This is a genomic window from Sphingomonas oligophenolica, assembly GCF_039522915.1.
In the GTDB taxonomy this organism is placed as follows: domain Bacteria; phylum Pseudomonadota; class Alphaproteobacteria; order Sphingomonadales; family Sphingomonadaceae; genus Sphingomonas; species Sphingomonas oligophenolica.
In genome coordinates this window covers 37,431-61,468 of sequence record NZ_BAAAEH010000031.1, presented here as the reverse complement: position 1 = coordinate 61,468, position 24,038 = coordinate 37,431, and the positions used below count along the sequence as shown (strand labels likewise).

The 24,038-nt window shown below is 61.2% G+C and carries 20 protein-coding genes and 1 pseudogene; 13 read left to right on the top strand and 8 right to left on the bottom strand.

The features are described from left to right. Positions 1-180 precede the first annotated feature (180 nt). The 4 genes from ABD050_RS15250 (at position 181) to ABD050_RS15235 (ending at position 4,355) form a co-directional block, all read left to right on the top strand. Positions 181-1,014 carry a TauD/TfdA dioxygenase family protein gene (locus ABD050_RS15250; protein ID WP_343890306.1) on the top strand — a complete coding sequence of 278 codons (834 nt, stop codon included), beginning with the start codon at positions 181-183 and terminating at the stop codon, positions 1,012-1,014. 70 nt (positions 1,015-1,084) lie between these two features. After that, on the top strand, positions 1,085-2,023 hold the full coding sequence (locus ABD050_RS15245) for an SDR family NAD(P)-dependent oxidoreductase (RefSeq protein ID WP_343890305.1): 939 nt from the start codon (positions 1,085-1,087) through the stop codon (positions 2,021-2,023). 167 nt (positions 2,024-2,190) lie between these two features. Beyond that, the gene (locus ABD050_RS15240; RefSeq protein ID WP_343890304.1) at positions 2,191-3,351 is read left to right on the top strand and encodes an acetyl-CoA C-acetyltransferase; all 1,161 of its coding nucleotides are present in this window, start codon (positions 2,191-2,193) and stop codon (positions 3,349-3,351) included. Beyond that, complete coding sequence (locus ABD050_RS15235) at positions 3,351-4,355, top strand: NAD(P)H-dependent flavin oxidoreductase (protein ID WP_343890303.1); 1,005 nt, start codon at positions 3,351-3,353, stop codon at positions 4,353-4,355. The genes ABD050_RS15240 and ABD050_RS15235 overlap by 1 nt, the downstream gene beginning before the upstream one ends. A 703-nt stretch (positions 4,356-5,058) precedes the next feature. Here the strand turns inward: ABD050_RS15235 and ABD050_RS15230 are convergent. Beyond that, positions 5,059-5,274, bottom strand: a pseudogene (locus ABD050_RS15230) (transposase); the annotation flags it as partial. 445 nt (positions 5,275-5,719) lie between these two features. Next, the gene (locus tag ABD050_RS15225) at positions 5,720-6,529 is read right to left on the bottom strand and encodes an SDR family NAD(P)-dependent oxidoreductase (protein ID WP_343890302.1); all 810 of its coding nucleotides are present in this window, start codon (positions 6,527-6,529) and stop codon (positions 5,720-5,722) included. Between the two features lie 334 nt (positions 6,530-6,863). Here ABD050_RS15225 and ABD050_RS15220 point away from each other — a divergent pair, with 334 nt between their 5' ends. The 4 genes from ABD050_RS15220 (at position 6,864) to ABD050_RS15205 (ending at position 10,749) form a co-directional block, all read left to right on the top strand. Continuing rightward, complete coding sequence (locus tag ABD050_RS15220; protein WP_343890301.1) at positions 6,864-7,385, top strand: VOC family protein; 522 nt, start codon at positions 6,864-6,866, stop codon at positions 7,383-7,385. Between the two features lie 9 nt (positions 7,386-7,394). Then, complete coding sequence (locus ABD050_RS15215) at positions 7,395-8,645, top strand: alkyl sulfatase dimerization domain-containing protein (RefSeq protein ID WP_343890300.1); 1,251 nt, start codon at positions 7,395-7,397, stop codon at positions 8,643-8,645. 75 nt (positions 8,646-8,720) lie between these two features. Beyond that, the gene (locus tag ABD050_RS15210; protein WP_343890298.1) at positions 8,721-9,971 is read left to right on the top strand and encodes a sulfotransferase family protein; all 1,251 of its coding nucleotides are present in this window, start codon (positions 8,721-8,723) and stop codon (positions 9,969-9,971) included. 1 nt (position 9,972) lies between these two features. Next, complete coding sequence (locus tag ABD050_RS15205; RefSeq protein ID WP_343890297.1) at positions 9,973-10,749, top strand: SDR family NAD(P)-dependent oxidoreductase; 777 nt, start codon at positions 9,973-9,975, stop codon at positions 10,747-10,749. Positions 10,750-10,915: 166 nt separating this feature from the next. Here the strand turns inward: ABD050_RS15205 and ABD050_RS15200 are convergent, their stop codons facing one another. Together ABD050_RS15200 and ABD050_RS15195 are read right to left on the bottom strand one after the other, a co-directional pair. Then, positions 10,916-11,704 carry an enoyl-CoA hydratase/isomerase family protein gene (locus ABD050_RS15200; RefSeq protein WP_343890295.1) on the bottom strand — a complete coding sequence of 263 codons (789 nt, stop codon included), beginning with the start codon at positions 11,702-11,704 and terminating at the stop codon, positions 10,916-10,918. Further along, positions 11,701-12,462 (bottom strand): SDR family NAD(P)-dependent oxidoreductase, encoded by a 762-nt coding sequence (locus ABD050_RS15195; RefSeq protein WP_343890294.1) that lies wholly within the window; start codon positions 12,460-12,462, stop codon positions 11,701-11,703. Before ABD050_RS15195 ends, ABD050_RS15200 begins: the two co-directional genes overlap by 4 nt. Positions 12,463-12,917: 455 nt before the next feature. Here ABD050_RS15195 and ABD050_RS15190 point away from each other — a divergent pair, with 455 nt between their 5' ends. The 5 genes from ABD050_RS15190 to ABD050_RS15170 all read left to right on the top strand — a co-directional run bounded on the left by ABD050_RS15190 (position 12,918) and on the right by ABD050_RS15170 (position 19,155). Further along, positions 12,918-14,630, top strand: coding sequence for an N-acyl-D-amino-acid deacylase family protein (locus ABD050_RS15190; RefSeq protein WP_343890293.1), 1,713 nt, complete (start codon positions 12,918-12,920; stop codon positions 14,628-14,630). Positions 14,631-14,818: 188 nt separating this feature from the next. Continuing rightward, the gene (locus ABD050_RS15185; protein WP_343890292.1) at positions 14,819-16,312 is read left to right on the top strand and encodes an FAD-linked oxidase C-terminal domain-containing protein; all 1,494 of its coding nucleotides are present in this window, start codon (positions 14,819-14,821) and stop codon (positions 16,310-16,312) included. Continuing rightward, positions 16,312-17,448: an FAD-binding protein gene (locus tag ABD050_RS15180; protein ID WP_343890291.1), complete on the top strand. Its 1,137-nt coding sequence runs from the start codon at positions 16,312-16,314 to the stop codon at positions 17,446-17,448. The genes ABD050_RS15185 and ABD050_RS15180 overlap by 1 nt, the downstream gene beginning before the upstream one ends. Then, complete coding sequence (glcF, locus tag ABD050_RS15175) at positions 17,426-18,736, top strand: glycolate oxidase subunit GlcF (RefSeq protein ID WP_343890290.1); 1,311 nt, start codon at positions 17,426-17,428, stop codon at positions 18,734-18,736. The genes ABD050_RS15180 and glcF overlap by 23 nt, the downstream gene beginning before the upstream one ends. Further along, entirely contained in the window at positions 18,733-19,155 is a 423-nt protein-coding gene (locus ABD050_RS15170; RefSeq protein ID WP_343890289.1) for a GlcG/HbpS family heme-binding protein, read from the top strand. The genes glcF and ABD050_RS15170 overlap by 4 nt, the downstream gene beginning before the upstream one ends. Before the next feature lie 120 nt (positions 19,156-19,275). Here ABD050_RS15170 and ABD050_RS15165 read toward each other — a convergent pair whose 3' ends face one another. From ABD050_RS15165 to ABD050_RS15150, 4 genes are all read right to left on the bottom strand, one after another. Then, the gene (locus tag ABD050_RS15165) at positions 19,276-20,103 is read right to left on the bottom strand and encodes an enoyl-CoA hydratase-related protein (protein WP_343890288.1); all 828 of its coding nucleotides are present in this window, start codon (positions 20,101-20,103) and stop codon (positions 19,276-19,278) included. A 73-nt stretch (positions 20,104-20,176) separates the two neighbouring features. After that, positions 20,177-21,229: an NADPH:quinone oxidoreductase family protein gene (locus ABD050_RS15160; RefSeq protein WP_343890287.1), complete on the bottom strand. Its 1,053-nt coding sequence runs from the start codon at positions 21,227-21,229 to the stop codon at positions 20,177-20,179. A 19-nt stretch (positions 21,230-21,248) separates the two neighbouring features. After that, positions 21,249-22,721: an aldehyde dehydrogenase family protein gene (locus ABD050_RS15155; RefSeq protein WP_343890286.1), complete on the bottom strand. Its 1,473-nt coding sequence runs from the start codon at positions 22,719-22,721 to the stop codon at positions 21,249-21,251. A 42-nt stretch (positions 22,722-22,763) separates the two neighbouring features. Next, positions 22,764-23,996 carry a cytochrome P450 gene (locus ABD050_RS15150; protein ID WP_343890283.1) on the bottom strand — a complete coding sequence of 411 codons (1,233 nt, stop codon included), beginning with the start codon at positions 23,994-23,996 and terminating at the stop codon, positions 22,764-22,766. Positions 23,997-24,038: the final 42 nt, after the last annotated feature.

The window sequence follows — 24,038 nt, the reverse complement described above, 5'->3', positions numbered from 1 at the left end:
ATCCAGCTTCTCGCCAGACGAATCGCAACCCTATGATGCTTCAGCGCTTAATTTCGAATCCGACTCTAAGAGAGCTGGAGAAAAACACGGTTTGCCGGGAGTCCAAGGTGGCTGTGCCAAATCGTGCCAGCGAAGGCCGCCAAACTTAAAATAAGCAGTCGAAGTGGGAGAGCACCTGTCATGGGTAATCACATTACCGTATTGCGATATCTTCAGCCGTTCGGAATTGAGATCGATATCGATCTATCCCGCGAATTACAGCCGGAGCTGGCGGCTGAGCTGCGCGAGCTATTCTATACGCAGAAATTGATCGTGGCGCGCAATCAAAGCTTGTCGTTGGAGCAGCAGGCTCAGGTCATGTCCATATTCGGGCCGGTCATGCGCACCTATGACTCTATGGGCTACCTCACTACCGATGAGACAGCCAACACCACCGCAAATGTCGTACCGACTGCTGAATTAAAATTCCATGCCGACTATGAGTATACGGATTGGGGCGCACTTGGCCTGTCGCTGCACGCGATCGACGTTGTCGATGGTGCGACCAGCACACGTTTTGCCGATGCTATCGCTGCCTGCACCGATATGCCAAGCGACCTGCTCACCGTATTCGACCATGCACAAATCCGCATGTCGAGCGGTTTCGACGCCGAGATCATTAAACGTTTTCCCGATGCGACGCCCTATGCAGGCTACCATCCGGCTATTTCTCTACATCCGGAGACGGGCCAGCGGTATCTGCGCGCGAGTGAAATGCAGACCGAAGAGATTGTCGGCTTTCCGCCGGAGGAAAGCGCCAAATGGCTGTCCAGATTACACGAATGGATGCTGCGTCCGGAAAATATTGTAGAACACTTTTGGTACAAAGGCGATTTCTTGATGTGGGATAACCGGGCGACGCATCACGCCCGTTCCGCATTGCGAGGCATCGGGCGCCGCCATCTTCAGCGGGTTGGCATCGGCTTGAAGCCCTCGACTGAGTCTGATCCGACGTTTCACCGCCTGTTTGCATAGGAACGCATCCAGTCTCCACGTCATCCTGCTCGCCTTCTTCAGTTGCCCATTCCTCAGACAGGAGCCAGTCTTGCCGCACGATCGAGGCAAAGCCGATATCAGCTTTAAGGGCCGTGCCGTGCTCATCACGGGTGCGGGTGGCGGACTGGGCAAGGCCTATGCAAAGGAGTTCGCCCGGCGTGGGGCAATGGTCGTGGTCAACGATTTGGGAACCGATGTGGGCGGCGGGGGATCAAACAGTAATCCCGCTCAGCAAACCGTCGATGAAATCATCGCTGAAGGTGGAACGGCCATCGCCGATTTCGGCAACGTCGCTAACCTAGATGACGTCGAGGCGATGGTGAAAAAGCCGATCTCTCATTGGGGTCGTCTCGACGTCATGGTGTCCAACGCAGGAATCCTTCATGCCTGCGAATTGGGAAACATTGCCCTTGCCGAGATCAATCGCATGTTCGACATCCAGGTAAAAGGACCCTTTTTGCTCGCGCAGGCAGCCTACGCCCAGATGCGGAAGCAACAGACTGGCGGCAGGATCGTTCTGACGGGGTCTCCGGCCGCCTTGATGGGTAACGAAACCGGTCCGCATTATGCCACGGCGAAGGCCGGGATGATTGGACTGGCCAAGACGATTGCCGCTGCCGGACGCAACCATAATATTCGCGCGAACGTCGTCTGCCCTGTCGCGAATACAAGAATGATGAAAGCGTTTGAAGACGACCAAAACGCGCCCGCCACGCCGGTCTTCGGTGGCACTGCGGAACAGGTTGTCCCGCTGGTTACGCTGCTGAGCCATGACGAATGCCCGGCCAATGGATCGATTTTCTTTGCCGCCGGTGGCTGGTTCAGTCAGATGCAACTGACGTTGGGTGAGGGCATCATAATTCCGGGCGCCGTCGCCGCAGAGGCATTGCGCGATAACTGGAGCGCTGTCATCGCTCCGGGAAAATGCGATCGCGACATTCTTGGTATGGACGGGTTCGCCGTCGCGTTGGGCGAGAGGCTTTCCTGAGCGGGTACTGTCAGACTAATACGAACCCGTCTCCACATGCTCGGGTCTGCCAAATCTGCGAAGGCACATCCAACATCCAGCGAATGGTCACCGCACGCTCTTTGTAAGGAAATTCCATGTGTCGCCTCTTTCGCCAAAAGAACCCCTGATTTCAGAGTAGCCTGATCATGGCCGAAGCCTATATCGTCGATGCCATCCGCACGCCTGGCGGCAAGCGCAAGGGGCAGTTTGCCGGCTGGCATCCTGCCGACATGGCCGCTGAAGTCCTTGACGGACTTATCGATCGCACCGGCATGGATGGCGCGGCCGTGGAGGATGTGATCCTCGGCTGTGTCACGCAAGCAGGCGAACAGGCGTTCGCGTTCGCGCGCAATGCGGTGCTGGCGTCGAAGCTTCCGCAGAGCGTGCCTGCCGTCACGATCGACAGGCAGTGCGGCAGTTCGCAGCAGGCCGTGCAATTCGCGGCGCAGGCCGTGATGTCCGGCACGATGGATGTCGTCATAGCGGCAGGCGCGGAAAGCATGACCCGCGTGCCGATGTTCTCGAACCTGTCGTTTCACACCAAGGAGGGCGTAGGTGTCGGACCGCTCAGCGACCGTATCAAGGCGCAGTATGGCGTGGAGGAGTTCAGCCAGTTTGCGGGCGCCGAGATGATCGCCCGGAAATATGGCTTCGATCGCGAAACACTCGATCGGTTCGCGCTTGAAAGTCACCGACGCGCAGCCGCTGCAACGGCTGCGGGGGCCTTCGACCGGGAAATTATTCCCCTGGAGGTCGATGGTACCTCGCGCACGGCCGACGAAGGCATTCGTGGCGATGCAACGGCTGAAAGCATCGGATCGGTCAAGCTGCTGCGGGCGGGCGGCGTTATCTCCGCCGCCAACGCGAGCCAGATTTGCGACGGCGCCTCCGGCGCCCTGATCGTGTCGGAACGCGCCCTCAAAGACTATGGCCTGACTCCGATCGCTCGCATCGTCAACATGACGGTGACCGCCGGCGATCCGGTCATCATGCTCGAGGAGCCGATCCCCGCGACGCGGAAAGCTCTGGCGCGTGCCGGCATGAAGATCGAAGACATCGATCTTTACGAGGTGAATGAGGCGTTCGCACCCGTGCCACTGGCCTGGCTGCAGGCGATTGGCGGCGATCCCGCCAAACTCAATGTGAACGGTGGCGCCATTGCCCTTGGCCATCCGCTGGGCGCCAGCGGAACGAAGCTGATGGCGACGTTGATCCATGCCCTCAAAGCGCGTGGCAAGCGGTACGGCCTGCAGACCATGTGCGAAGGCGGCGGCATCGCCAACGTGACGATTGTGGAGGCGCTGTGATGGCCATCCGCAATCGCTTTACCGCGCTTCTGGGCATCGAGAAGCCGATCGTGCAAGGCGGCATGATGTGGGTTGGCCGGGCGGAACTCGCATCCGCCGTATCGAATGCCGGTGGTCTCGGCATCCTGACCGCGCTCACCCAGCCCACGCCAGACGATCTTCGTCGCGAGATCGACCGTTGCAGGTCGATGACCGACAAGCCGTTCGGCGTGAACCTGACGATCCTTCCGTCGGTGACGCCGCCGCCCTATGCGGAATATCGCCGCGCGATCATCGAAAGCGGCATAAAGATCGTCGAGACCGCAGGCCATAAGCCGCAAGAGCATGTGGAGGACTTCAAGGCCAATGGGATTGTCGTCCTCCACAAATGCACGGCTGTCAGACACGCCTTGTCGGCGGAACGGATGGGTGTCGACGTCATCTCGATCGACGGTTTCGAATGCGCCGGCCATCCGGGCGAAGATGACATACCCGGCCTGGTGCTCATTCCCGCGACGGCCGACAAGGTCAAAATCCCCATCATCGCCAGCGGCGGGTTCGGCGATGGCCGGGGACTGGCGGCCGCGCTCGCGCTCGGCGCGGACGGCATCAACATGGGAACCCGCTTCTGCGCGACCCAGGAAGCGCCGATCCACGACAAGATAAAGCAGTTTATCGTCGCCAATGACGAGCGCGCGACAAATCTCATCTTTCGCCGCTTCCACAATACCGGACGCGTTGCCAGGAACAGCGTGTCCGATCGCGTCGTGGACATCTCGAACCAGCCCGGTGCCGTGTTCGAGGATATACGCCCTCTGGTCGGCGGCGCTCTGGGGCGCAAGGCGCTCGAAACCGGCGATCTGGATGCCGGCCTGGTGTGGGCCGGGCAGATACAAGGGCTGATCCACGACGTGCCGACCTGTCAGCAACTATTGGACAGGATGATAGACGAAGCCGAAACGATCATTCGCGACAGGCTCAATTCGATGATCAGCGCATCGCCACACGAGGCTGTCGCACAATGAACTATGAATTTGTCGAAGTGGACGCGAGGTCGCCCTCACAATCGTAACCATCAATCGCCCAGCCATCCCCATCTGCAAGCTCGTGAAACATTCGTTGAAAAGGACGGCTTGGTCCAGGCGGTTCCAGCACCTCGCTTTTCCCGAACACCTGGCATAATCCAAGATGCTCGGGAAGCCGCAGCAATGTTAAGCCGGTGGACGTGAGAAGCAACGGTTGAAACGTAAGTGGCTGAGGCATCGCGCGACGCCCATGCCGAGCTGAAAACAAATTGTGCGAGTACGATTCGATCACATCTGGCGGGTCGCAACTGCGGAAATGATCGAAATGGTCGCATGCGGACATGCAAACTGACGGGCCGCCCTGTCTCGTTGGCCACGGAAATCCGTTATCGTCGCAAGGGAAAGGTGAGACTCATGGAGCCAATCATCTTCGAAAGACTGCTGCGGTTAGAGGGCAGCTTTAACCTGCGGGATCTAGGCGGCTATCCCACGGTCGGCGGCGGACACTTCGAAGGGCGCATGCCCAGAGCGTCGATTCCAACGCGCAATCGTCCTGCCGACGAAAATCGCAGACCGTGCTGATGCCAAGAGGCATGGTGTTCACCTTATCGCCCAGGATTATGAAGAATCGAGCGGTGTCCTGCTCGAATTGTTAAGACGTCCCGAGGGACTGTCCGATATTTGTGCGTGAGGCCTGTTATCGTCATAAGATGACGAACCGTTCGCCGGAGATGACGGCGAACTGAGTTTTTGCCTCGGCCCATTCACGCGGCGGCCGCTTCCATTCGTCGGCGGCTTTGTTGAGCACGAGGTATAGCAGCTTCATCGTGGCGCCGTCACCGGGGAAGTGGCTGCGGGTTCGCACCGCGCGCCGCAGCTTCGAGTTCAGCGCCTCGATTGCATTGGTAACCGGTACGAGGGTTGCCGGTGCCGGAATCCCCGCTGAGACCATGCTGGTTTTGGTATATGGTGCGACCATCAGGGACAGAGGCACCGGGAGCACGAAAGTGTGGGCAGGCCGATGTATACGAGCTGAGAGCTCGAGTTAGTAGCTGGCCGCCTCTGCCACTCGCCCGGTTGCGCCGAGAGCACGGATCCGTAGGTGTCGTGTCGCCCACCGCTCCCGTCGTCATGCTGACAGGAGGAACCAAACGGATACGATGTCGGCGGCTTTTTATATATCACGCTCCATCCGCGCCCGCTCCAGATCGCGGCGCAACCGCAGCGCGCTTGAACGCGGCGGTAAACCGCCGGTTCGTGGAACGTGCCATCATACACCCCCTGCCTTTGCACGGGGTCATCGGTGTCCCGCAAATCGAGGGATGATCGCTTTCAGCCGGGCACGTCACTCGGAACGGTTGGAGTCAGCCGGCGCTCCAGCCGCCGTCCACGGGCACGACCACGCCGCTCATAAAGGACGACTGATCGGACGCCAAAAACAGGGCAGCATCGGCAATCGACTGCGGTTCGCCTGGATTGCCAGCCAGTGCGCCGACCGGTTCGCAAAGCGCGAAATAGTCCATATCGATCGCGCTGTCATCCAGGATCGCGGTTCCGCCGATCGCACCTGGGCAAATTGCGTTGCAGCGGATGCCCTCCGACCGGTATCCCCAAGCGACCGATCGCGTCAGACCGATCAGCCCATGTTTCGATGCGGTGTAGGCGGCGCCCCCGACTCCGCCGCGCAGCCCGGCCACCGACGCGATGTTGATGATCGAGCCGCGGCGGGCGTTCACCATATGCGGCAGTATCGCGCGCGTCAGGATGAAGGGAGCGGTTAGGTTTACGGCGATGACGCGATTCCACAACGCCGTCGAGGCGCCCCCCGCTGCCTTGTAATCGTCGAAAATGCCGGCGCAATTGACGAGGATGTCGATGCCGCTTCCTTGGTCGATGATCTTCGAAACGGCATCGTCAACGGCTGAATCGTCAGTGATGTCCAATGAAGCACCGGATGCCGTTCCCCCGCCCGCTTCCATCATCTTTATGGTTTCAGCTACGCGATCCGATATCCTGTCGAATATAATCGCGCGTGCGCCGTGACTGGCAAGAGTGAGTGCAATCGCTTGACCGATCCCTGCGCCCCCGCCGGTAATGATCGCCGTCCTGCCCGTTAAATCGGACTTGGTTGAAGACTTAGTCAGGTCATCATGACGTAAAGCGTTCTCAGTCACCTCAGAAACTCTCCAATATTATCCGCTTATGTGAACAGATTATAGTTATTGTCACAGCAATGCAGCATTAAAGCTCGTTGCAGCTCAACTACCTGCGCAAATTGCGCTTCGTCGAATCCAATCGACCCTCGGCATTTAACCCATTCAAACTCCATCCGCATCGAAGCGCAAGTATGCGGGAGCGTAAATCATAACCAAGATATCTGCCACTACTGACAGCGATATTGGCGGCCAACACCCCTTAAATCGCTTGCAGCGATCAAGCTTGCGCCCGATGGATAGCGCTTGTCAGCCGAACAGCTTTCCAGAACAGAAAAACCTGAGGAGATGGCCGATGTTGATTCCAAATCCTACGGGACTGGCCAATATAATGCAGACGGCGTGGGTAACGCCCGATCTGGACCGCTCAATGGACCAGTTCGCCCGCCGTTTCAAATTGCAGGACTTTTTCACCACCGACATTGCCATTCCCGCACGTCTGCGTGACGAAACGGGAGAAATGGCGTTACGGATAGCGCTCGCCAACGTCGATAATATTCAGATCGAATTGATCCAGCCCGTAGGCGGCGGCATCGACAGGATTTATCGTGACGCGCTTCCCTCTGATGGGAGCCACGCAAACGTCTTTCATCACTGTTGCGTCAAGATCGCGGGCCCCATCGATCGCTGGAACGCTTATATCGCCGAACTCGAGAAGAAGACGACGATCGATTATACCGGCGACTCCGGCCCGAATGTTCGCTTCGTCTACACAGACGAGCGCGAAACGATCGGCATCTGGCTCGAGCATGTCTGGTACGAACCATCCTATGACGCGGAGTTTTCGGCACTTATCCCCACATATCGCTCGGCGTAAGGAGCAAGTATGACTGAGTTCCGCACTCTCGATCATCCGGTGATCGCGATGATCCGTTGGGATCCGCGTCGTCCGGCCGAGTGGATCAACGAACATATCGCCATGGTCCATGCGATCTCCAACGCCTATGTCATCACCACTGCCGATGGCGACGTGGTGATCAACTCCGGGACCGAGCAACAAGGAACCCGGATTCGCGAAAAGTTCGAGGAACTATTGGGTCGCCCGCTCGACATCAGGAAACTCATCTTTACCCAGAACCACACCGATCATATCGGCGGCTGGCCAGCGTTCGCGGACCCGCAGACAGAGATTGTCGCGCAGAAGATGACGCGTCAACTCGTCGATGAGCGCAAGATGCTGACCAACTTCTTCACGCGGCGTTACACGAATGTCATCGCTTCGATGATGACTGGCGCCAACAAGCAGGTCGGGACGCCCGAAATTCTCCCCGCCGTACTCACGACATTCGATGAAGAGTTCGACTTTACCCAAGGAAAGACGCACTTCGTCCTCAAAAGCCTGTGGTCGGGCGAAACTCAGGATTCGATCGCGGTGTGGCTGCCGGAGGAGCGCACCGTGTTCACCGGCAACTGGGCCGGGGCGATTCACGGCGCATTGCCCAATTTCTATACTGCGCGGGGGGACCGGCAGCGCTCGATTCCCGGCTGGTTGGCGCAGTGCCGCGACATCGTCGCGCAGGAGCCGGAACTGCTCATTACCGGTCACGAACAGCCGATCCAGGGCACGAACCGGATCAAGTCGGATCTAATGAAGGTGCATGATGCGGTGCGCCATCTCCATGACGAGACGGTGAAGGGAATGGAGGCTGGCTCGAAACTTTCGGACCTGATGCAGACCATCGTCATCCCGGATCATTTGACGCCGCGCGATGGCCGTTGCCCGCCGCACTGGATCGTGCGTGCCGTGCATGAGGAATATGCCGGGTGGTTCCGGCACGAGCATACGAGCGAATTGTATGCGACGCCGACGAGCGCGATCTGGCCCGATATAGTCGAAGCGATGGGCGGCGCGGAACAGGTGGCGTGCAAGGCCAGGGAAGAATTAAGCGCCGGGCATCCCGAAAAGGCGCTGCATTTTATCGAAATGGCCGTTGGCGTGGCCCCATCAAATAAGCGCGTTCGGGAAGTGGAACTGGCTGTGCTGGATGCGCTCGCCGATGGCACGCAAGGGCGGATATTCGATCTGCTCGGGTGGCTGGAAGGTCGTATTATTTCGGCGCGGAACGCGCTCGCATGAGACCTCGCTGAAACGACATGCAATGACTGTGTCGGGCAATAGCCGGCGCAGCGCCAGGATGGGAGCGGAATTGCCATGAGCGTCGAAACGGTTCGCGTCGCCGATATGAAGGACCCTGTCCTTACGGCGGTGCAGCAGAAACTTGTCGAATACACGGCTGCGAATCCCGTAACCCTCAGCGCGGAAGCGGCGATCGATGCCGCAAAGGCTCAGACAGGCCTGGATTATTTCGGCGACATGGGTTTCATGCCGCGGCTCGATCTGATCATGTCCGCCGCCGACGCGGACAAAAATCTTGCGCCGGCCGGGCGGGCCGGCTTCTTTGGTCTGGCGGTTCGATTTTTGCGGGCGCGCCTGGAACTCGAGGATTTCATCCGCAAGCATCCCGAGGCAGAGAACGTGCATCTCGATCCCCCGATCATAGACGCCGGTCTTCCTCGATCCGGCACGACCTATATTCTGCAACTGCTGGCCGCCGATTCCCGCATGCGCTCGCTCCAACACTGGGAAGGACTACGTCCAGTAGCCGATCGCTACATCAAAGACGGCAGGGACACTCGGTTCGAGCTGGCCGAAGTGGAATGGGTGGAGATGGACGCGATCTCACCTATCGCAAAGTTGACGCATGAGTTCATGCCTGATCATATCACGGAGGACATCGAACTGACGGGCATGGATTTCGGCGGTTATTATTTCGAGTGGTTCGCCAACATTCCCGCATGGCGCGATTATCAATATATGCATGATCCAGCGCCTTCTCTCGGTTATCTGCGCCGCGCCATAAAGGCGCTGGTTTTTCAGCAGGGTCCGGGCCGTTGGGTCGGCAAATGCCCTCAGCACATGGAGCAGTTGACGGCGGTGGCCAAGGCATTCCCGGGCGCCTTCATCGTGATCAATCATCGCGATCCGGTCGCGTCGATCCAGTCCGGCATTACTATGCTGGGCTATTCCGCACGCTTCACCCAAAACCGCCTGGATCTTGATCAGATCGCCACTTACTGGATCGAACGGTACGAGCATCTCCTGCGGCGCTGCGTGGAAGACCGGGAGGCGCTTGATCCGGGCCGCACCTATGACCTCTATTTTCACAGGCTGATGGCGGACCCGCTCGGCGAAATCGAGGCCATTTATCACAAGGCCGGACTTGCGTTCGATGACGTGGCCCGCGCCTCGATACAGAAGGCAGTCGACGCCAATCGGCGGGGCAAGCATGGCCAGCTCGCTTACGATCTCAAAGGAGATTTCGGGGTTGATCCCGCGCAACTGCGCAAGCGCTTCGACTTCTACTTCAACCGCTTTCCCGAAGTCCGGCCGGAGGTGAACTGACATGGCAGACAGTCTGTTTGACCTGAGTGGAAAGGTCGCACTTGTGACGGGCGCGAATTCCGGTCTCGGGCTCGGAATGGCTCATGCTCTCGCCCGCGCCGGGGCCGATGTGATCATCTGGGGGCGTCGGGAAGACCGCAATGCGGCGGCGGCCGAAGAGCTTCGCGTCCACGGGAGGCGGGTGGCTCATCGGATGGTGGATGTCGCCACCGAACAGGACGTCGTCGAGGGCTTTGCCGACGCGGTGAGCGAATTCGGCCGCGTGGACTGCGCGATTGCCAATGCGGGTGTGACGAACTTCACGCCCTTCACGGAAATGACGAATTCCGTTTGGCACGATCTGCTCGCCATCAACCTGCACGGTGCATTTTACACGTGCCGCGAAGCCGCCCGCCACATGAAGAAGCGGGCAGAGGCAGGCGACCCCGGCGGCTCGATAATTCTGAACGGCAGCCTTTTGGTTTTTGCCGGTAACCCAGGCATGGAGCATTACGCAGCCGCCAAGGGCGGGTTGAATTCCATGTCGAAGGGGCTGGCAGTGGAGCTCGCCCCTTATGGCGTTCGCGTCAACGTCATCTGCCCAGGCTATTTCGCGTCTGACCTGGGCGACCAAGATTCCCCCATGGCCGTTGCCCTGCTGCAGAAAGTTCCTCTCGGGCGTATCGGTCGCGCCGAAAATCTCGACGGGATCATCATCTATCTGGCAAGCGACATGTCGTCATACCATACAGGCGATTCGATCACGATCGATGGCGGCATCATGGCCAGATGCTTCTAGGCGGCCCGTTTCGACGCGAGGACGAGATTGCGACCGAAGGCGAAGGACCGATTGCCGTCACGCATTACGCAGCTGAAGGTCGGCGAGGTGGACCCCGGGAAGGCCGCCCTTGCGGGCTAGGCCGCCGGCGGTGCGGGCCGCCTCGGCGATACAAGCCTCCGCCGTCTTATCCCTTTTCAAAATCGGGGGCGCGCTTCTCGAAATAGGATCGCAGCCCTTCGCGGCATTCCGCCGATGCGCCAGCCCGCACCATCGATTGCAGCTCATTCTCCAGTTGCGTTTCGTATGCCGTTTCGAACGTCGTGCGCAAAAGGGCGCGCGCGGCGCCCACCGCACCGGTCGCGGCGCTCGCGAGGCGGACTGCGGTCGCCTCCCCCTCGGCCGCGAGTGCATCATCCTCCACGCATCTGGTCACGATGCCGATCGCCTCGGCCTCGTCGGCTTTGATCCGACGGTTGGTCAGGATGATTTCCTGCGCCTTGCGCAACCCCACCAACCGCGGAAGCCACCAACTCATCCCGCCATCCGCAGTCAGCCCCAGCAAGCCATAGGCCGCCGTGAAGTGGGCGGAGCGCGCGCACAGGACGACATCGCCCGCCAGGGCGAGGCTGAACCCCGCGCCCGCCGCCGGACCGTTGACCAGCACCAGCAGCGGCTTGGCCATACGCGCAAACCCGGCGATCGCTCGGTGCAACGTGCCTGCCAGGTCGCTCAGCAGCGAATCCACCCCATCGTCGGCGGTCCTGAAGCTTTCCACGTCGCCACCGGCGCAGAACAGGCGGCCCGCGCCCGTGAGCACGACGCAGCGAATCGCGGTGTCGGTCTGACAGCGGGTCGATACCTCCGCCAGCGCGCGCGCCATGGGAAGATCGATGGCATTGCCCGACTGCGGCCGGTTAAGCGTCACGCGCGCGATTCCTGCGGCGAGATCGAACAGGACGGGCGAGCCGCTCACCTGGGCGACATCCGGATCGCGCCATCGAGGCGGATCACTTCGCCGTTCAGCATCGGGTTGGCGATGATGCATTCGGCCAGTTGCGCATATTCCTCCGGCTTGCCCAGACGGCTGGGGAAAGGCACCTGCATGCCAAGCGACTCCTGCGCCTCCGCCGGCAGGGATGCGAGCATCGGCGTCCAGAAGATGCCGGGCGCGATAGTCATCACACGAATGCCGTAGCGAGCAAATTCACGCGCGATCGGGAGTGCCATGGCGGCCACGCCGCCCTTGGAGGCCGAATACGCAGCCTGGCCTACCTGCCCTTCAAATGCGGCGACCGACGCGGTGTTGATAATGACGCCGCGTTCTTCGCCTAAAGGTTCGGCATCGTGAATACGGGCAGCGAATTTCGACAGTACGTTAAACGTGCCGATCAGGTTGATGTTCACGATCTTTGCGAAGTCGGCCAACGCGATCGGGCTGCCGTCGCGGTTGATGACCTTGGCAGGTGGCGCGATGCCGGCACAGCTGACCAGGATCCGAGCCTTGTCGTGTTTTTCCTCCGCCTGGAGGATCGCGGCCTTGACCGCCTGCTCGTTGGTGACGTCGACGGAGATGAATTGGCCGCCGATCTCGGAGGCTACCGCCTCGCCGGTTTCGGCATTGAGATCGAACACCGTAACTCTCGCCCCGGCGGCCGCCAGCCGCCTTGCAGTGGCCGCGCCAAGACCGGAAGCCCCGCCGGTTACAATTGCCGCTACGGTATCAATTTTCAAAATCGATCTCCTTTCTTGAATCCGTAAGCAAGGCGGCAGTGCCTAGCCGTCATCGCCGGGTAAGGAATCAACGCCGCTCTCACGGCCGCGCACATCAGCGCGAACTTTGCTCCTTGATTCACGCCCGCAAGCCCGAGCGGCATTCCTAGCAGGCCGCCGCGCATTCGGTCCGCACGGCGCTACCGATTAATCTACTGACGAATGGCTTTCCTATCGACAAGTTATTTCGTCCCAGCCCGCTTGATCCCACAACGGCCGCGCATTTTTTGGCCGACAAAAGACTGGCGCCTTGGCGCCGAGATCAGGACCGCGGTTATGCAAAGCTGCGGCATCCCCGGACGGAATGCCGACTTCTCGGCTCCCAGTCCACAAATGGGTAATGCGCCGACACGGCTTTCCCGTTTATGTGCGCTGCCGACAATTTGCCGCACACGGCAAGCTGATGGAGAGACGGCATGGCTGAATATGATCTGGTCGTACGCGGCGGAACAATCATCGACGGCCAAGGCAATACCCCTGTCCGTGCGGACGTGGCGATCCGAAACGGGCTTATTGTCGCCGTAGGTCGTGTTGACGGGCGCGGTATTAGGGAAATCGATGCGGACGGATGCATCGTCACACCGGGCTTCGTCGATGTGCATACCCATTATGATGGGCAGATCACCTGGGAAAACCGCATGGTCCCCTCATCCAACCACGGCGTTACGACGGTGGTCATGGGCAATTGCGGCGTCGGCTTTGCGCCCAGCCGACCGGATGACCATGAAATGGTCATCAAGCTGATGGAGGGCGTGGAGGATATTCCCGAGGTGGTGATGGCGCAGGGCGTTCCGTGGAACTGGACCAGCTTCCCTGACTATCTCGACGCGCTTGAGCAGCGCGCTTCGGACGTCGACTTCGCGACGCAGCTTCCGCACAGCCCCCTTCGCGTCTTTGTCATGGGGCGGCGTGGCGTCGATCTGGAACCCGCGACCCAAGCCGACCTGGCCGAAATGCGTCGGCTTGTGGCCGAAGCTGTGCACGCCGGGGCCTTGGGCGTCTCCACGTCCCGCAGCCTCTTCCATCGTTTCCGCAACGGCGATCCCGCGCCGTCCGTCGGCACGGGCGAAGAGGAACTGCGCGCGCTGGCACTGGGCCTGAAAGATGCGGGCGCGGGCGTGTTTCAGTGCATCCCCAGTCTCGAAAGCACGGCGGAAGTGGAAATGGGCGTGTTCCGGGAGGTGGCGCGCACGTCCGGCCGGCCGGTCAATTTCAGCCTGCTTCTCCCGAACAGCGATTATGTCGACGCGCTGCACGACGCCGCCCGTGAGGGACTGACGATCCGCGCACATTTCGCGCCCCGCGCGACAGGCGTTCTTTTCGGCCTGGACCTCAGCTACCACCCCTTTTCGCTGCATCCCAGTTACCGCGCGATCGCACAGGCACCGTTGGCCGAGAAGGTCGAGCGGATGCGCGATCCCGCCTTCCGACGCCAGTTGATGGCGGAAGGCCCCGACGATCCCAACCCGGCGTTCGTGAAAATCGTCGACATGCGCGAGTATCTGTTCCTGTTCCGGGATCCGCTCGACTACCATCTGTCGCTCGAGGATAGCCTGGGCGTGCAGGCGCGACTTCGGGGCATCGCGCTGGACGACCTGATTTATGACACGCTGCTGGAAGATGAGGGGCGCGCAATCCTGGGCCTCTTCTCCACAGAGCCCCGCACCTATGTGGCGGCAATGCACCCGCTCGTTGAATCCGATCTGGCAATAATGGGTCTGGGAGACGGAGGCGCGCATTATGGGATGATCTGCGATGCCGCCTATACCAGCTACATGCTGACGCAGCGACGGAACGGGCCGCTGGGCCACAGCCTGCCCGCGCTGATCCAGGCGATGACCAACCGGCCTGCAGCGGCCGTGGGCCTCAACGACCGGGGGGTCATCGCGCAAGGATACAAAGGCGATCTGAATATTATCGATCTCGATCGGCTGACGCTCTACCGGCCCGAGATAGTCCGGGATCTGCCTGCTGGCGGCAAGCGTCTCTTCCAGCCGTCGACAGGATATCGCGCAACCGTCGTGAGCGGCGTCGTGACCCAGCAAGACGACCAGCCGACCGGCGCGCTGCCGGGTCGGCTGGTGCGTGGCGCGCGGCAAGCACCAGCGGTCCCGCGCATGGCAGCCTGACCCGCAGGCGGCATCGGGGCCGTAGTCAAGGTCCGCCCGGCCGCCAACCGCAATGCTTCAGAGTCGCCTGTTAGGAGGCATTATCTCATGGGAGATATCATGCCGCCGAAACGGCGGATTCCTTGTATCGACCATGGCACCGTGTAGACGGCATGCTCATCGCGCACGATGATGACAAGAGACCGATAATGTCGATCGCCATGCCCAAACCGGACGCACAGACGTTGGCAAAGCGCGCCCATATCGTGGCGGCGCTGCGTAAAATCGTGCCTGGCGAAGGGGTAATCGACGATCCCGATAGCCTGCGGCCCTGGGAATCGGACGGACTGACTGCCTATCGCCAGCAACCGATGGTCGTCGTGCTGCCGGAAACGGTGGAGCAGGTATGCCAGGTGCTGCGCTGGTGCGAGCGCGAGAATGTGAAGGTGGTGCCGCGCGGATCGGGGACGTCCCTTTCGGGCGGCGCGCTTCCGCTCGAAGATGCGGTCCTACTCGCCATGGGGAAATTCAAGCGCATTCTCGAGATCGACTATGAGGATCGCATCGCTGTCGTGCAGCCCGGCGTCACCAACCTCGCGATCACCCAGGCGGTGGAAGGCAAGGGCTTTTATTACGCACCCGATCCATCGAGCCAGATCGCCTGTTCGATCGGCGGAAATGTCGCGGAGAACTCCGGCGGGGTCCATTGCCTGAAATACGGGCTGACGACGAACAATGTTCTGGGCGTCGAGCTGGTGCTGATGAACGGAGAGGTCGTGCGCCTCGGCGGGCGACATCTCGACGCCGGCGGGCTGGACTTGCTGGGCGTCGTCGTCGGGTCGGAAGGTCTGCTCGGCGTGGTGACGGAAGTGACGGTGCGCATCCTGCCCAAGCCGGAAACGGCGCGCGCCGTTCTGGTCGGCTTTGCCGACGCAGAAAGCGCCGGAGCCTGCGTCGCTCAGGTGATCGCCGAGGGGATCATCCCGGCGGGTATGGAGATGATGGATCGTCCCGCCATCCATGCCGCCGAGGCCTTCGTGAATGTGGGTTATCCGCTGGACGTGGGGGCGCTGCTGATCATCGAAGTGGACGGGCCATCGGCGGAATGCGATCATCTGATAGCCGAAATCGCGGGTATTGCCGACGCCAACGGCGCGGTGACTTCGCGCGTCTCACAGGATGAGGCCGAGCGCGTCGCTTTCTGGGCCGGGCGCAAGGCCGCGTTTCCCGCAGTTGGCCGGATCTCTCCCGATTATTATTGCATGGACGGGACCATTCCCCGACGCCGCCTCCCCGATGTGCTACGCAGAATGGAGGAGTTGTCGCAGAAATACGGATTGGGCGTCGCGAACGTTTTCCATGCCGGCGACGGCAATCTCCATCCCCTCATCCTGTACGATGCCAATATTCCGGGCGAACTTGATCGTGCGGAGGAATTCGGAAACGACATCTTACGGCTATGCGTCGAGGTAGGAGGCGTATTGACCGGCGAGCACGGCGTGGGAATCGAAAAGCGTGATCTGATGCCCGAAATGTTCAGCGATATCGACCTGAAGCAGCAGCAGAGCGTCAAATGCGCCTTCGACCCCGGGCTGTTGCTCAATCCCGGAAAGGTCTTCCCGACGCTGCATCGCTGTGCAGAACTCGGCCGCATGCATGTTCACCACGGCGCTCTCCCGCACCCCGATCTGCCGAGATTTTGATGCTCACTCCCAGAGACACACGCGATCTCGCGGAGATCGTGGCCAGCGCTGCCGCGGATGGCACGAAGCTGGAACTGTCCGGTGGGGGAACGAAGACAGATTTCGGCGCACCCAGACAAAGCCAAATCGTCGCCTTGCGGCAGATTGCGGGCATCGTCGATTATGATTCCGCTGAACTCGTCCTGACCGTCCGTCCGGGCACATCGCTGGCCGAGATCGACGCGCTGATCGCGGCCGAGGGGCAAATGCTCGCCTTCGAGCCTTGGGGCGATCCGGCTGCGACGATCGGTGGTACGGTGGCGGCCGGCGTTGCCGGATCGCGGCGGGTAACGGCGGGGAGCGCTCGAGACCATCTGTTGGGCTTTACCGCCGTTTCCGGACGAGGCCAGACGTTCGTCGCGGGCGCGAAAGTCGTGAAAAACGTGACCGGTTATGACCTCCCCAAGTTGATGGCGGGGTCATGGGGACGGCTCGGTGCGATGACCGAGATTACACTCAAGGTACTCCCGAGGCCACGGCAGACGGTGACGCTGGCGGCAAGAAGCATCACGCCGGAAGGTGCTTATGCCGTCATGGCCTGCGCCCTGGGCAGCAATGCGGATGTTTCGGCCGCAGCGGCGCTTCCGACTGGCGAGGTTCTGCTGCGGGTGGCGGGATTTGCGGCTTCCGTAGAGGCGCGCTGTGTCACATTGCCTCGCTTGCTCGCCGGCCATTGCTCCTTCGAGCGCATGCCGGAGGAGGAAGCCGCGCCTCTCTGGCGAAAAGCCATGTCGGGCGACGCCGTTCACGGCGATATCCTGTGGGACGTGCATTTGCCTCCACGCTATGCGACCGGCCTGATCAAGGCCCTGGAGCCGCTGGGAATCAACTGGTCGATGGACTGGGGTGGCGGCCGCCTCTGGATCGGCACGGACGAGCGCGGCGGGCAGGTGCGGGACGAAGCGGCAAAACTCGGCGGCGAGGCGAAACTTGCGCGTGCGCCCGCTGAAATGCGGGCGCATATCCCGGTCTTTCACCCTCGCCAATCCGGGGTCGCCATGCTCGAACAGCGCGTACGGCGTGCGTTCGATCCCGCCGGCGTCTTCGTCACCGGTCGCTTTATGGAGGATGCGGATGCAGACCAGTTTCCCGCCTGAGGCGCTGGCAGACCCGGCGATGCAATCGTCCGAGCAGGTCATCCGCAAGTGCGTGCACTGCGGATTCTGCACCGCGACGTGCCCGACGTATGTACTGTTGGGAGACGAACTCGATTCTCCGCGCGGGCGCATCTACCTGATGAAGGACATGCTGGAAAATCAGCGCGTCCCTAGCCCCGAGGTGGTCAAACATGTCGATCGTTGTCTGTCATGTCTTTCCTGCATGACCACCTGCCCCTCCGGGGTGAATTACATGCACCTGGCGGATCACGCGCGGACTTATATCAACGACAATTACAAGCGACCCGCCGGCGATCGGTTCATTCGCGGCTTGCTGGCCGCCGTTCTGCCCTATCAATCCCGGTTTCGCTGGTCGCTGATCTTGGCGCCGATTGCCAAGCCGATGAGGCCGCTATTCCGTATGATCCCGGCGCTCAAGCCGCTCGCGGCGATGCTCGACCTGGCGCCAGCGGATGTCCGGGCGCCCGCCTCGTTACAGTCGACGGCGGTGCCGGGCGCCAAGGGCCGGGTCGCATTGCTGCAAGGATGCGCAGAGCCGGTGCTCAGGCCGGAATTCCGCGAGGCCACCGTGCGCCTGCTCAATCGCTGCGGCCACGACGTGGTGTTTGCAGCGGGAGAGGGTTGCTGCGGCGCTCTGGTCCATCATATGGGGCGCGAGGACGACGCCATCGCCGCCGCTCGCCGCAATGTCGATGCCTGGACCGCGCTGATCGAAGATCGGGGTCTCGACGGCATCATCGTGACCGCTTCGGGCTGCGGCACCATGATCAAGGATTACGGATTTTTGCTGCGCAATGATTTGGACTATGCCGAAAAGGCGGCCCGTGTCAGCGCGCTCACGATGGATGCCTCCGAATATCTCGCGCGCATCGATTTGCCCGTGGCCGAGACGAGTGGAATAGTCGTTGCCTACCATCCGGCTTGCTCGCTTCAGCACGGCCAGAAAGTGACGGAAACGCCCAAGCGCTTGCTCACGCTTGCCGGCTACACCGTGCGCACACCGGCAGAAGCGCATTTATGCTGCGGTTCGGCTGGCACGTACAACATCCTGCAACCGGAGATCGCGGACACGCTGGGCAAGCGGAAAGCCGGGAATATCGACAACCTGGATGCGGACGTGATTGCCACTGGCAATATCGGTTGCGCGACCCAGATTGCACGGTTTTCCGGCATCCCGGTCGTGCACACCGTCGAACTGCTCGACTGGGCGACCGGCGGTCCCCGACCTGCGGCCCTGAACAACCTTTCCCGGAGTAAAAAACTATGACACGCATTTCACTCGATCAGGCTCAAACCATCGTGACGGCAGCACTGAAGGAGGGGCGCACGCTTGGCCTGAAGCCGCTCAGCGTGGTGGTACTGGATGCCGGCGGGCACATGGTGGCGTTCGCCCGCGAGGATGGATCGTCCAATCTGCGCCCGCAGATCGCCACCGCCAAGGCCTCGGGCGCCTTGGCGCTGGGCGTATCATCGCGCGCCATCGGTGATATGGCAATCGAACGCCCAACCTTCGTCAACGCAGCGGCAGGGCTGAACCCGGCCGGCATCGTTCCCGCAGCCGGCGGCGTGCTCATACGCGACGAAAGCGGTGATCTGCTTGGCGCGGTAGGTGTGACGGGCGACACCAGTGACAATGACGAGAAGGCTGCAATCGCTGGTGTCGCCGCCGCCGGCCTGTCGGTCTGACAGTGGATTCAGCGTGCCGCGGGCGACTTCCTGCGGCTACGCGCTCGACGGCATGGCAAAAGGGCGAAGTGATCATCGCTTCGCCCTTGCCTTATCTGGTACCTTGACAGCCGAAGCGCCTCAATGGCGCGCTTCGAATTCCTTGGACGCGCGGAATTCATTGTCGATCGCGTCCCGGTAAGTCATGCCGAAATTCTCGTCGATCAGCGTGTTATAGGCCATGATGATCCTGCGATCATGCTTGGCGATGTCGCGGGCGAGCGCCTTTGCCTCCTCAAGGAGCATGTCCGGCTCCACAAGCCTGTTCACCAGTCCCCACCGTTCCGCGGTGGCCGCGTCAATGAGCCGACTGGACAACGCCATCTCCTTCGCCCTGCTCACGCCGATCAGGTGCGGAAGGAGGGAACTCAGCAGCGCTCCGGGAAGCAGGCCGACACGCGCATGGGCATCGCCGAAACGAGCGGTCGTCGATGCTATTCTGATGTCGCAGCACAGCGCGAGTTCCAGCCCTCCTGCAACCGCAACCCCGTTGATCGCTCCAATGACCACGCCCTGAAAGCTTGCCAGGCCGAAACGGGTATGACCAAAGCCGATGGAGTCGTCGCTCGGGCCAGTAATTCCCTCGCCCGATGCCATCTCCTTCATATCGAGACCAGCGCAGAAGGCGCGCTCTCCCGCACCCGTCAGCACGACGACCAGAACGTCTTCGCCAAAGCCCGAAAAGGCCTTCTCCATGGCCTCGAACACGGCGCGTGACAGCGAGTTCATCGCCTCGGGCCGATTGATGGTGACGACAGCGACGGGTCCCTCCTGGCTCACCGTCAAGACAGGGGTCTCTTGAGTGGATTCAGACATGAGGGATGCTCCGAAAGAGATCGGGAGGGGTCGAAACGCAGATACCGAAGCAATGCGCAACCCACCGGTGGCGGCGTGAACCTGCGAACGCAACGGCTAATCCGCGACATGCCCCGGCTATCGGATATGTAATGCGAGGCGAAGCCGGGACGACGAATACGGATCGCTAGCGCATATTCAGGTTCACCACGATCCTTCCGGCGCTCTCGCCCTTCGCTGCCTCGGCCATGACAAGGGCATAGTCCTCGATCGGATAGTTTCGGGCGACGGCCGGGCGCAATCTGCCCGCGCTGGCCAGATCGAGGAGATGCGCCATGTTCGCGGCCGCCTTGTCCGGTTGCGAAAGATAGAATTGGCGTATGTTCACGCCGACGAGACTCGCTCCCTTGAGCAGGGGAAGGTTGGTCCGCAAGCTGGCGATGCCGCCAGGGAAACCCACGATAAGGTGACGGCCGCACCACGCAAGGCTGCGAAAGGCCGCATCGGTGGCGGCTCCGCCGATCGGATCGAATACCACGTCGACCGGCATGCCGCCGTTCGCGGCTTTCACCGCATCCCGCCAATCGGCGGCGCGCGCGTCGATGGTTGCGTCCGCGCCCCCTCCGGTGGCGAGCGCACGCTTTTCATGCGTGGAGGCGGACGCGATGACATGGGCCCCCAGCACCTTCGCCACCTGCACCGCCGCGTAGCCCGTTGCCCCTCCAGCGCCCAGTACCAGCACCGTTTCGCCCGGTCGGACATGCGCTCGGTCCACCAGGGCGTGCCAGGCGGTGGAAAAGCTGGCCGGAAAAACAGCAGCCTCGACCAGGTCGATGCCGGGCGGGATCGGCGTGACGGCGTCGCGCGGCAAAACACATTCGTCCGCGAGCAGGCCATACCAGCCGCCGCAGACCACGCGATCGCCGACGGACACGTCGGGCACGTCGGGCGCGGTTTCGATCACCACGCCGGCCGCTTCGCTGCCAGGGATGAAGGGGACCGGCGGTTTGACCTGATAATTGCCCTCCGCCGTCAGGACATCGACATAACTGATACCCACCGCCACAAGAGCAACCCGCACTTCCCCTGCCTCGAGCTGCGGCCTTGGGAGGTGACGGAGCGTATAGTGACCAACAGGCCCGAGTTCGTCGGCCACGACGGCGCGATACATGCTTTGCCTCTCGCGCTTCGGTGGAGACGAGGCGCCGGCCGCCCCCACCTCGCTCAGTTTGTACGTCACCCCGCCCAAGCGCCCGTGGTCAACGAACCAAAACGGTCTTGAAATGGAGAAACTCGTCAATTCCGGCCTTGCCGCCTTCCTTGCCGTAACCGCTCAGGCCGAGCCCCCCGAAGGGTGCATTGTAGGTCAGCGGAGCGCCGCCGTTAACGCCCACCGTGCCGGACCGCAACTGGCCGATCAGGCGCCTGACGCGCTTGGCATCGCCGCTCTGGATGTAAGCCGAAAGACCGTAGCCGGTGCCGTTTGCAAGCGCGACCGCTTCCTCTTCTGACCTGAAACGCATCACGGAGATGACCGGGCCGAAAATCTCCTTCTGCGCAATCGAACTGTTGGGATCGACATCGGCAAGAACGGTCGGAGCCAGAAACCAGCCGGTGCCGAGTTCTCCGTCAAGTCGCTTGCCCCCCGTGACGATGCGGCCCGCGCCCGTGCTGGCTGCTTCATCGACGATCCCCAGAATCCGGTCGCTCGACGCTCGACTGATCACCGGACCGACGATCGTGTCGTCGGCCAGCGGATCGCCGACCTTCAGCGACGTAACGACAGCTTCCAACCGCCCCACGAAGTCCGAATACACCTCATCCTGCACCAGAACGCGGGTCGGCAACGCGCAACCCTGGCCGGCATTGGCAAGACCCATCAGCGCGGTATGCTGACACGCCGCGTCAAGATCCGCATCCGCAAAGACGAGATTTGCGGATTTGCCGCCCAGTTCCAGCACGGCGGGCGTCAGATTGCGCGCGGCGGCTTCAAGAATGCGATGCGCGGTAGCCGGGCCGCCCGTGAAGGTGATTTTCGCGATACCCGGATGGCCAGTCAGGGCGGTGCCCGCCTCGACACCGCCATGAACCAGATTGATCACGCCATCGGGCACGCCGGCCTCCCGCGCGAGATCAAGGAACAACTGAGAAGAAAAAGGCGCGATTTCCGCAGGCTTCAGGACGACGGTATTGCCCGCAGCGAGCGCTGGGATCACTTTCATGCCAAGCGAGATGAGGGGGCCGTTCCATGTCACGATGACGGCAACCGCGCCGAGCGGTTCGGGGATGGTGTAAACGAAGCCGGACTCTTCGTCGTGCGTGACAACCTGTCCTTCCAGCTTGTCCGCCCAGCCGGCATAATAATTGGTGAACTGTCGCGCCAGTAGCGCCAAATGACGATTGAAAGCGATAACACCGCCGAATTCGAGCGCTGAAAGTCGCGCGAGTTGCTCGCTATTCTCATCGATCAGCGTGGCGAGCCGCTCCAGAATTTGCCGACGCCTTTCCGGGGCTGTACTGCGCCAGCCGGGAAAGGCCGCGTTCGCCGCCGCTACCGCAGCATCGACTTCGCGTGCTCCGGCCAACGGCACAATCGCTTGCGCCTGCCCCGTTGCCGGATTGATATGTTCGAATGTCCCCGCCGAGCCGCTGGCATGGGCGACCCCAGCTATGACATGCCGAAGGTTCGGAATTTCGGCGGCGGCATCGCGATGCCGGTTCAACAGAGACATGTAAGGCAACTCCTGCGATATGATATTGGCGAGTGACCGAAATCACCAGGCGAGATGAAGGCTCTCGACTGAAAGGATATTCCCGATCCAAGCCGGCATTCCGTCGTTAGGATCACCGACGATGCGGAATGTGGACACGCAATCGAACCAGCTTTCCATCGCGACTTTCAGTTCGCGCCGTGCCAGCGGCGCGCCGAGACAATGGTGGAGGCCGTAGCCGAAACTCAGATGACGATTGGGGCTCCGGTCGATATTAACATCGTCGGGATTTTCGAACGCTTGCGGGTCTCGATTGGCAAGCTCGGTCCCCAGGGTAATCATGTCACCCTTGCGGATATTGACGCCCGCGATCTCAAAATCCTCGACGGCCGTCCTCGCACTGCTGACAACTGAGTAAACCCTGAGCAGTTCTTCGATCGCGCCTGGGATCAACGACCTGTCGGCCCGGAGACGGGTTTGCACGTCGGGGTTCATGGCAAGATAGCGGAAATGCCATCCCAGCGACGCGGACACAGTGTCCATGCCGCCTACGAAAACGTTGAACGACAATGCGAACTTTTCCTCGTCGTTGATCGGCCTCTCGCCAATCCGGGCCGTCGCGATGTGCGAGATGATGTCGTCACGGGGAGCAGCCTCGGCAGTCCTGACCTGCTCTTCCAGATAGCTCTTGATCCCAGCCAGCGCTCGCCCCTTTTCCGACGGGTCGGGATGATAGGTGATCGTCGACGCAAGGTCATTCAGCATATCGATGTCTTCGAACGGCAGGCCCATGAGGCGAAGGAACACGCCGACAGGGAAACGGCGCGCGTATTCTGCCATGAACTCGCACGCGCCACGAGGCCTGAGGCTCTGCACAAGTTCGTCGGACAGCAGCCGGATGGAAGGCAGCAACTTGTCGAGCGGCCCGTTCATGAAGAATGGCCGGAGCACGCCTCGATACCCGGAATGATGTGGCGGGTCAGCCTCGGTTGGAACCATCCGCATAGCTTCCCCCAGCAGCGCACCGACCCCGGTCTGATTCTGAACCGACAATTGTTCGGTCTTGGAATATAATTCCTTGATCTGACTGAAGCGCGTGAAAATCCAGGTTCCCGCGCCACTTGCATGACTGTCGGGCGCGTAGAAAACCTCGTCGCCGTCCCGCAATTGCTCAATCAACTGATATGGTTCTGTTTTCGGCGGCAATGCACCCCAAAGCGGGAAGCTCTTCGTCACCGCGTTGCGACCAGTGTGATGCATCCTACCCTCCCGAAACAGGTTGTCGTAATAAAGCATGACGCCGCGACCAGTCTGCGAGGCGCCCGCCCGCAAATGGGG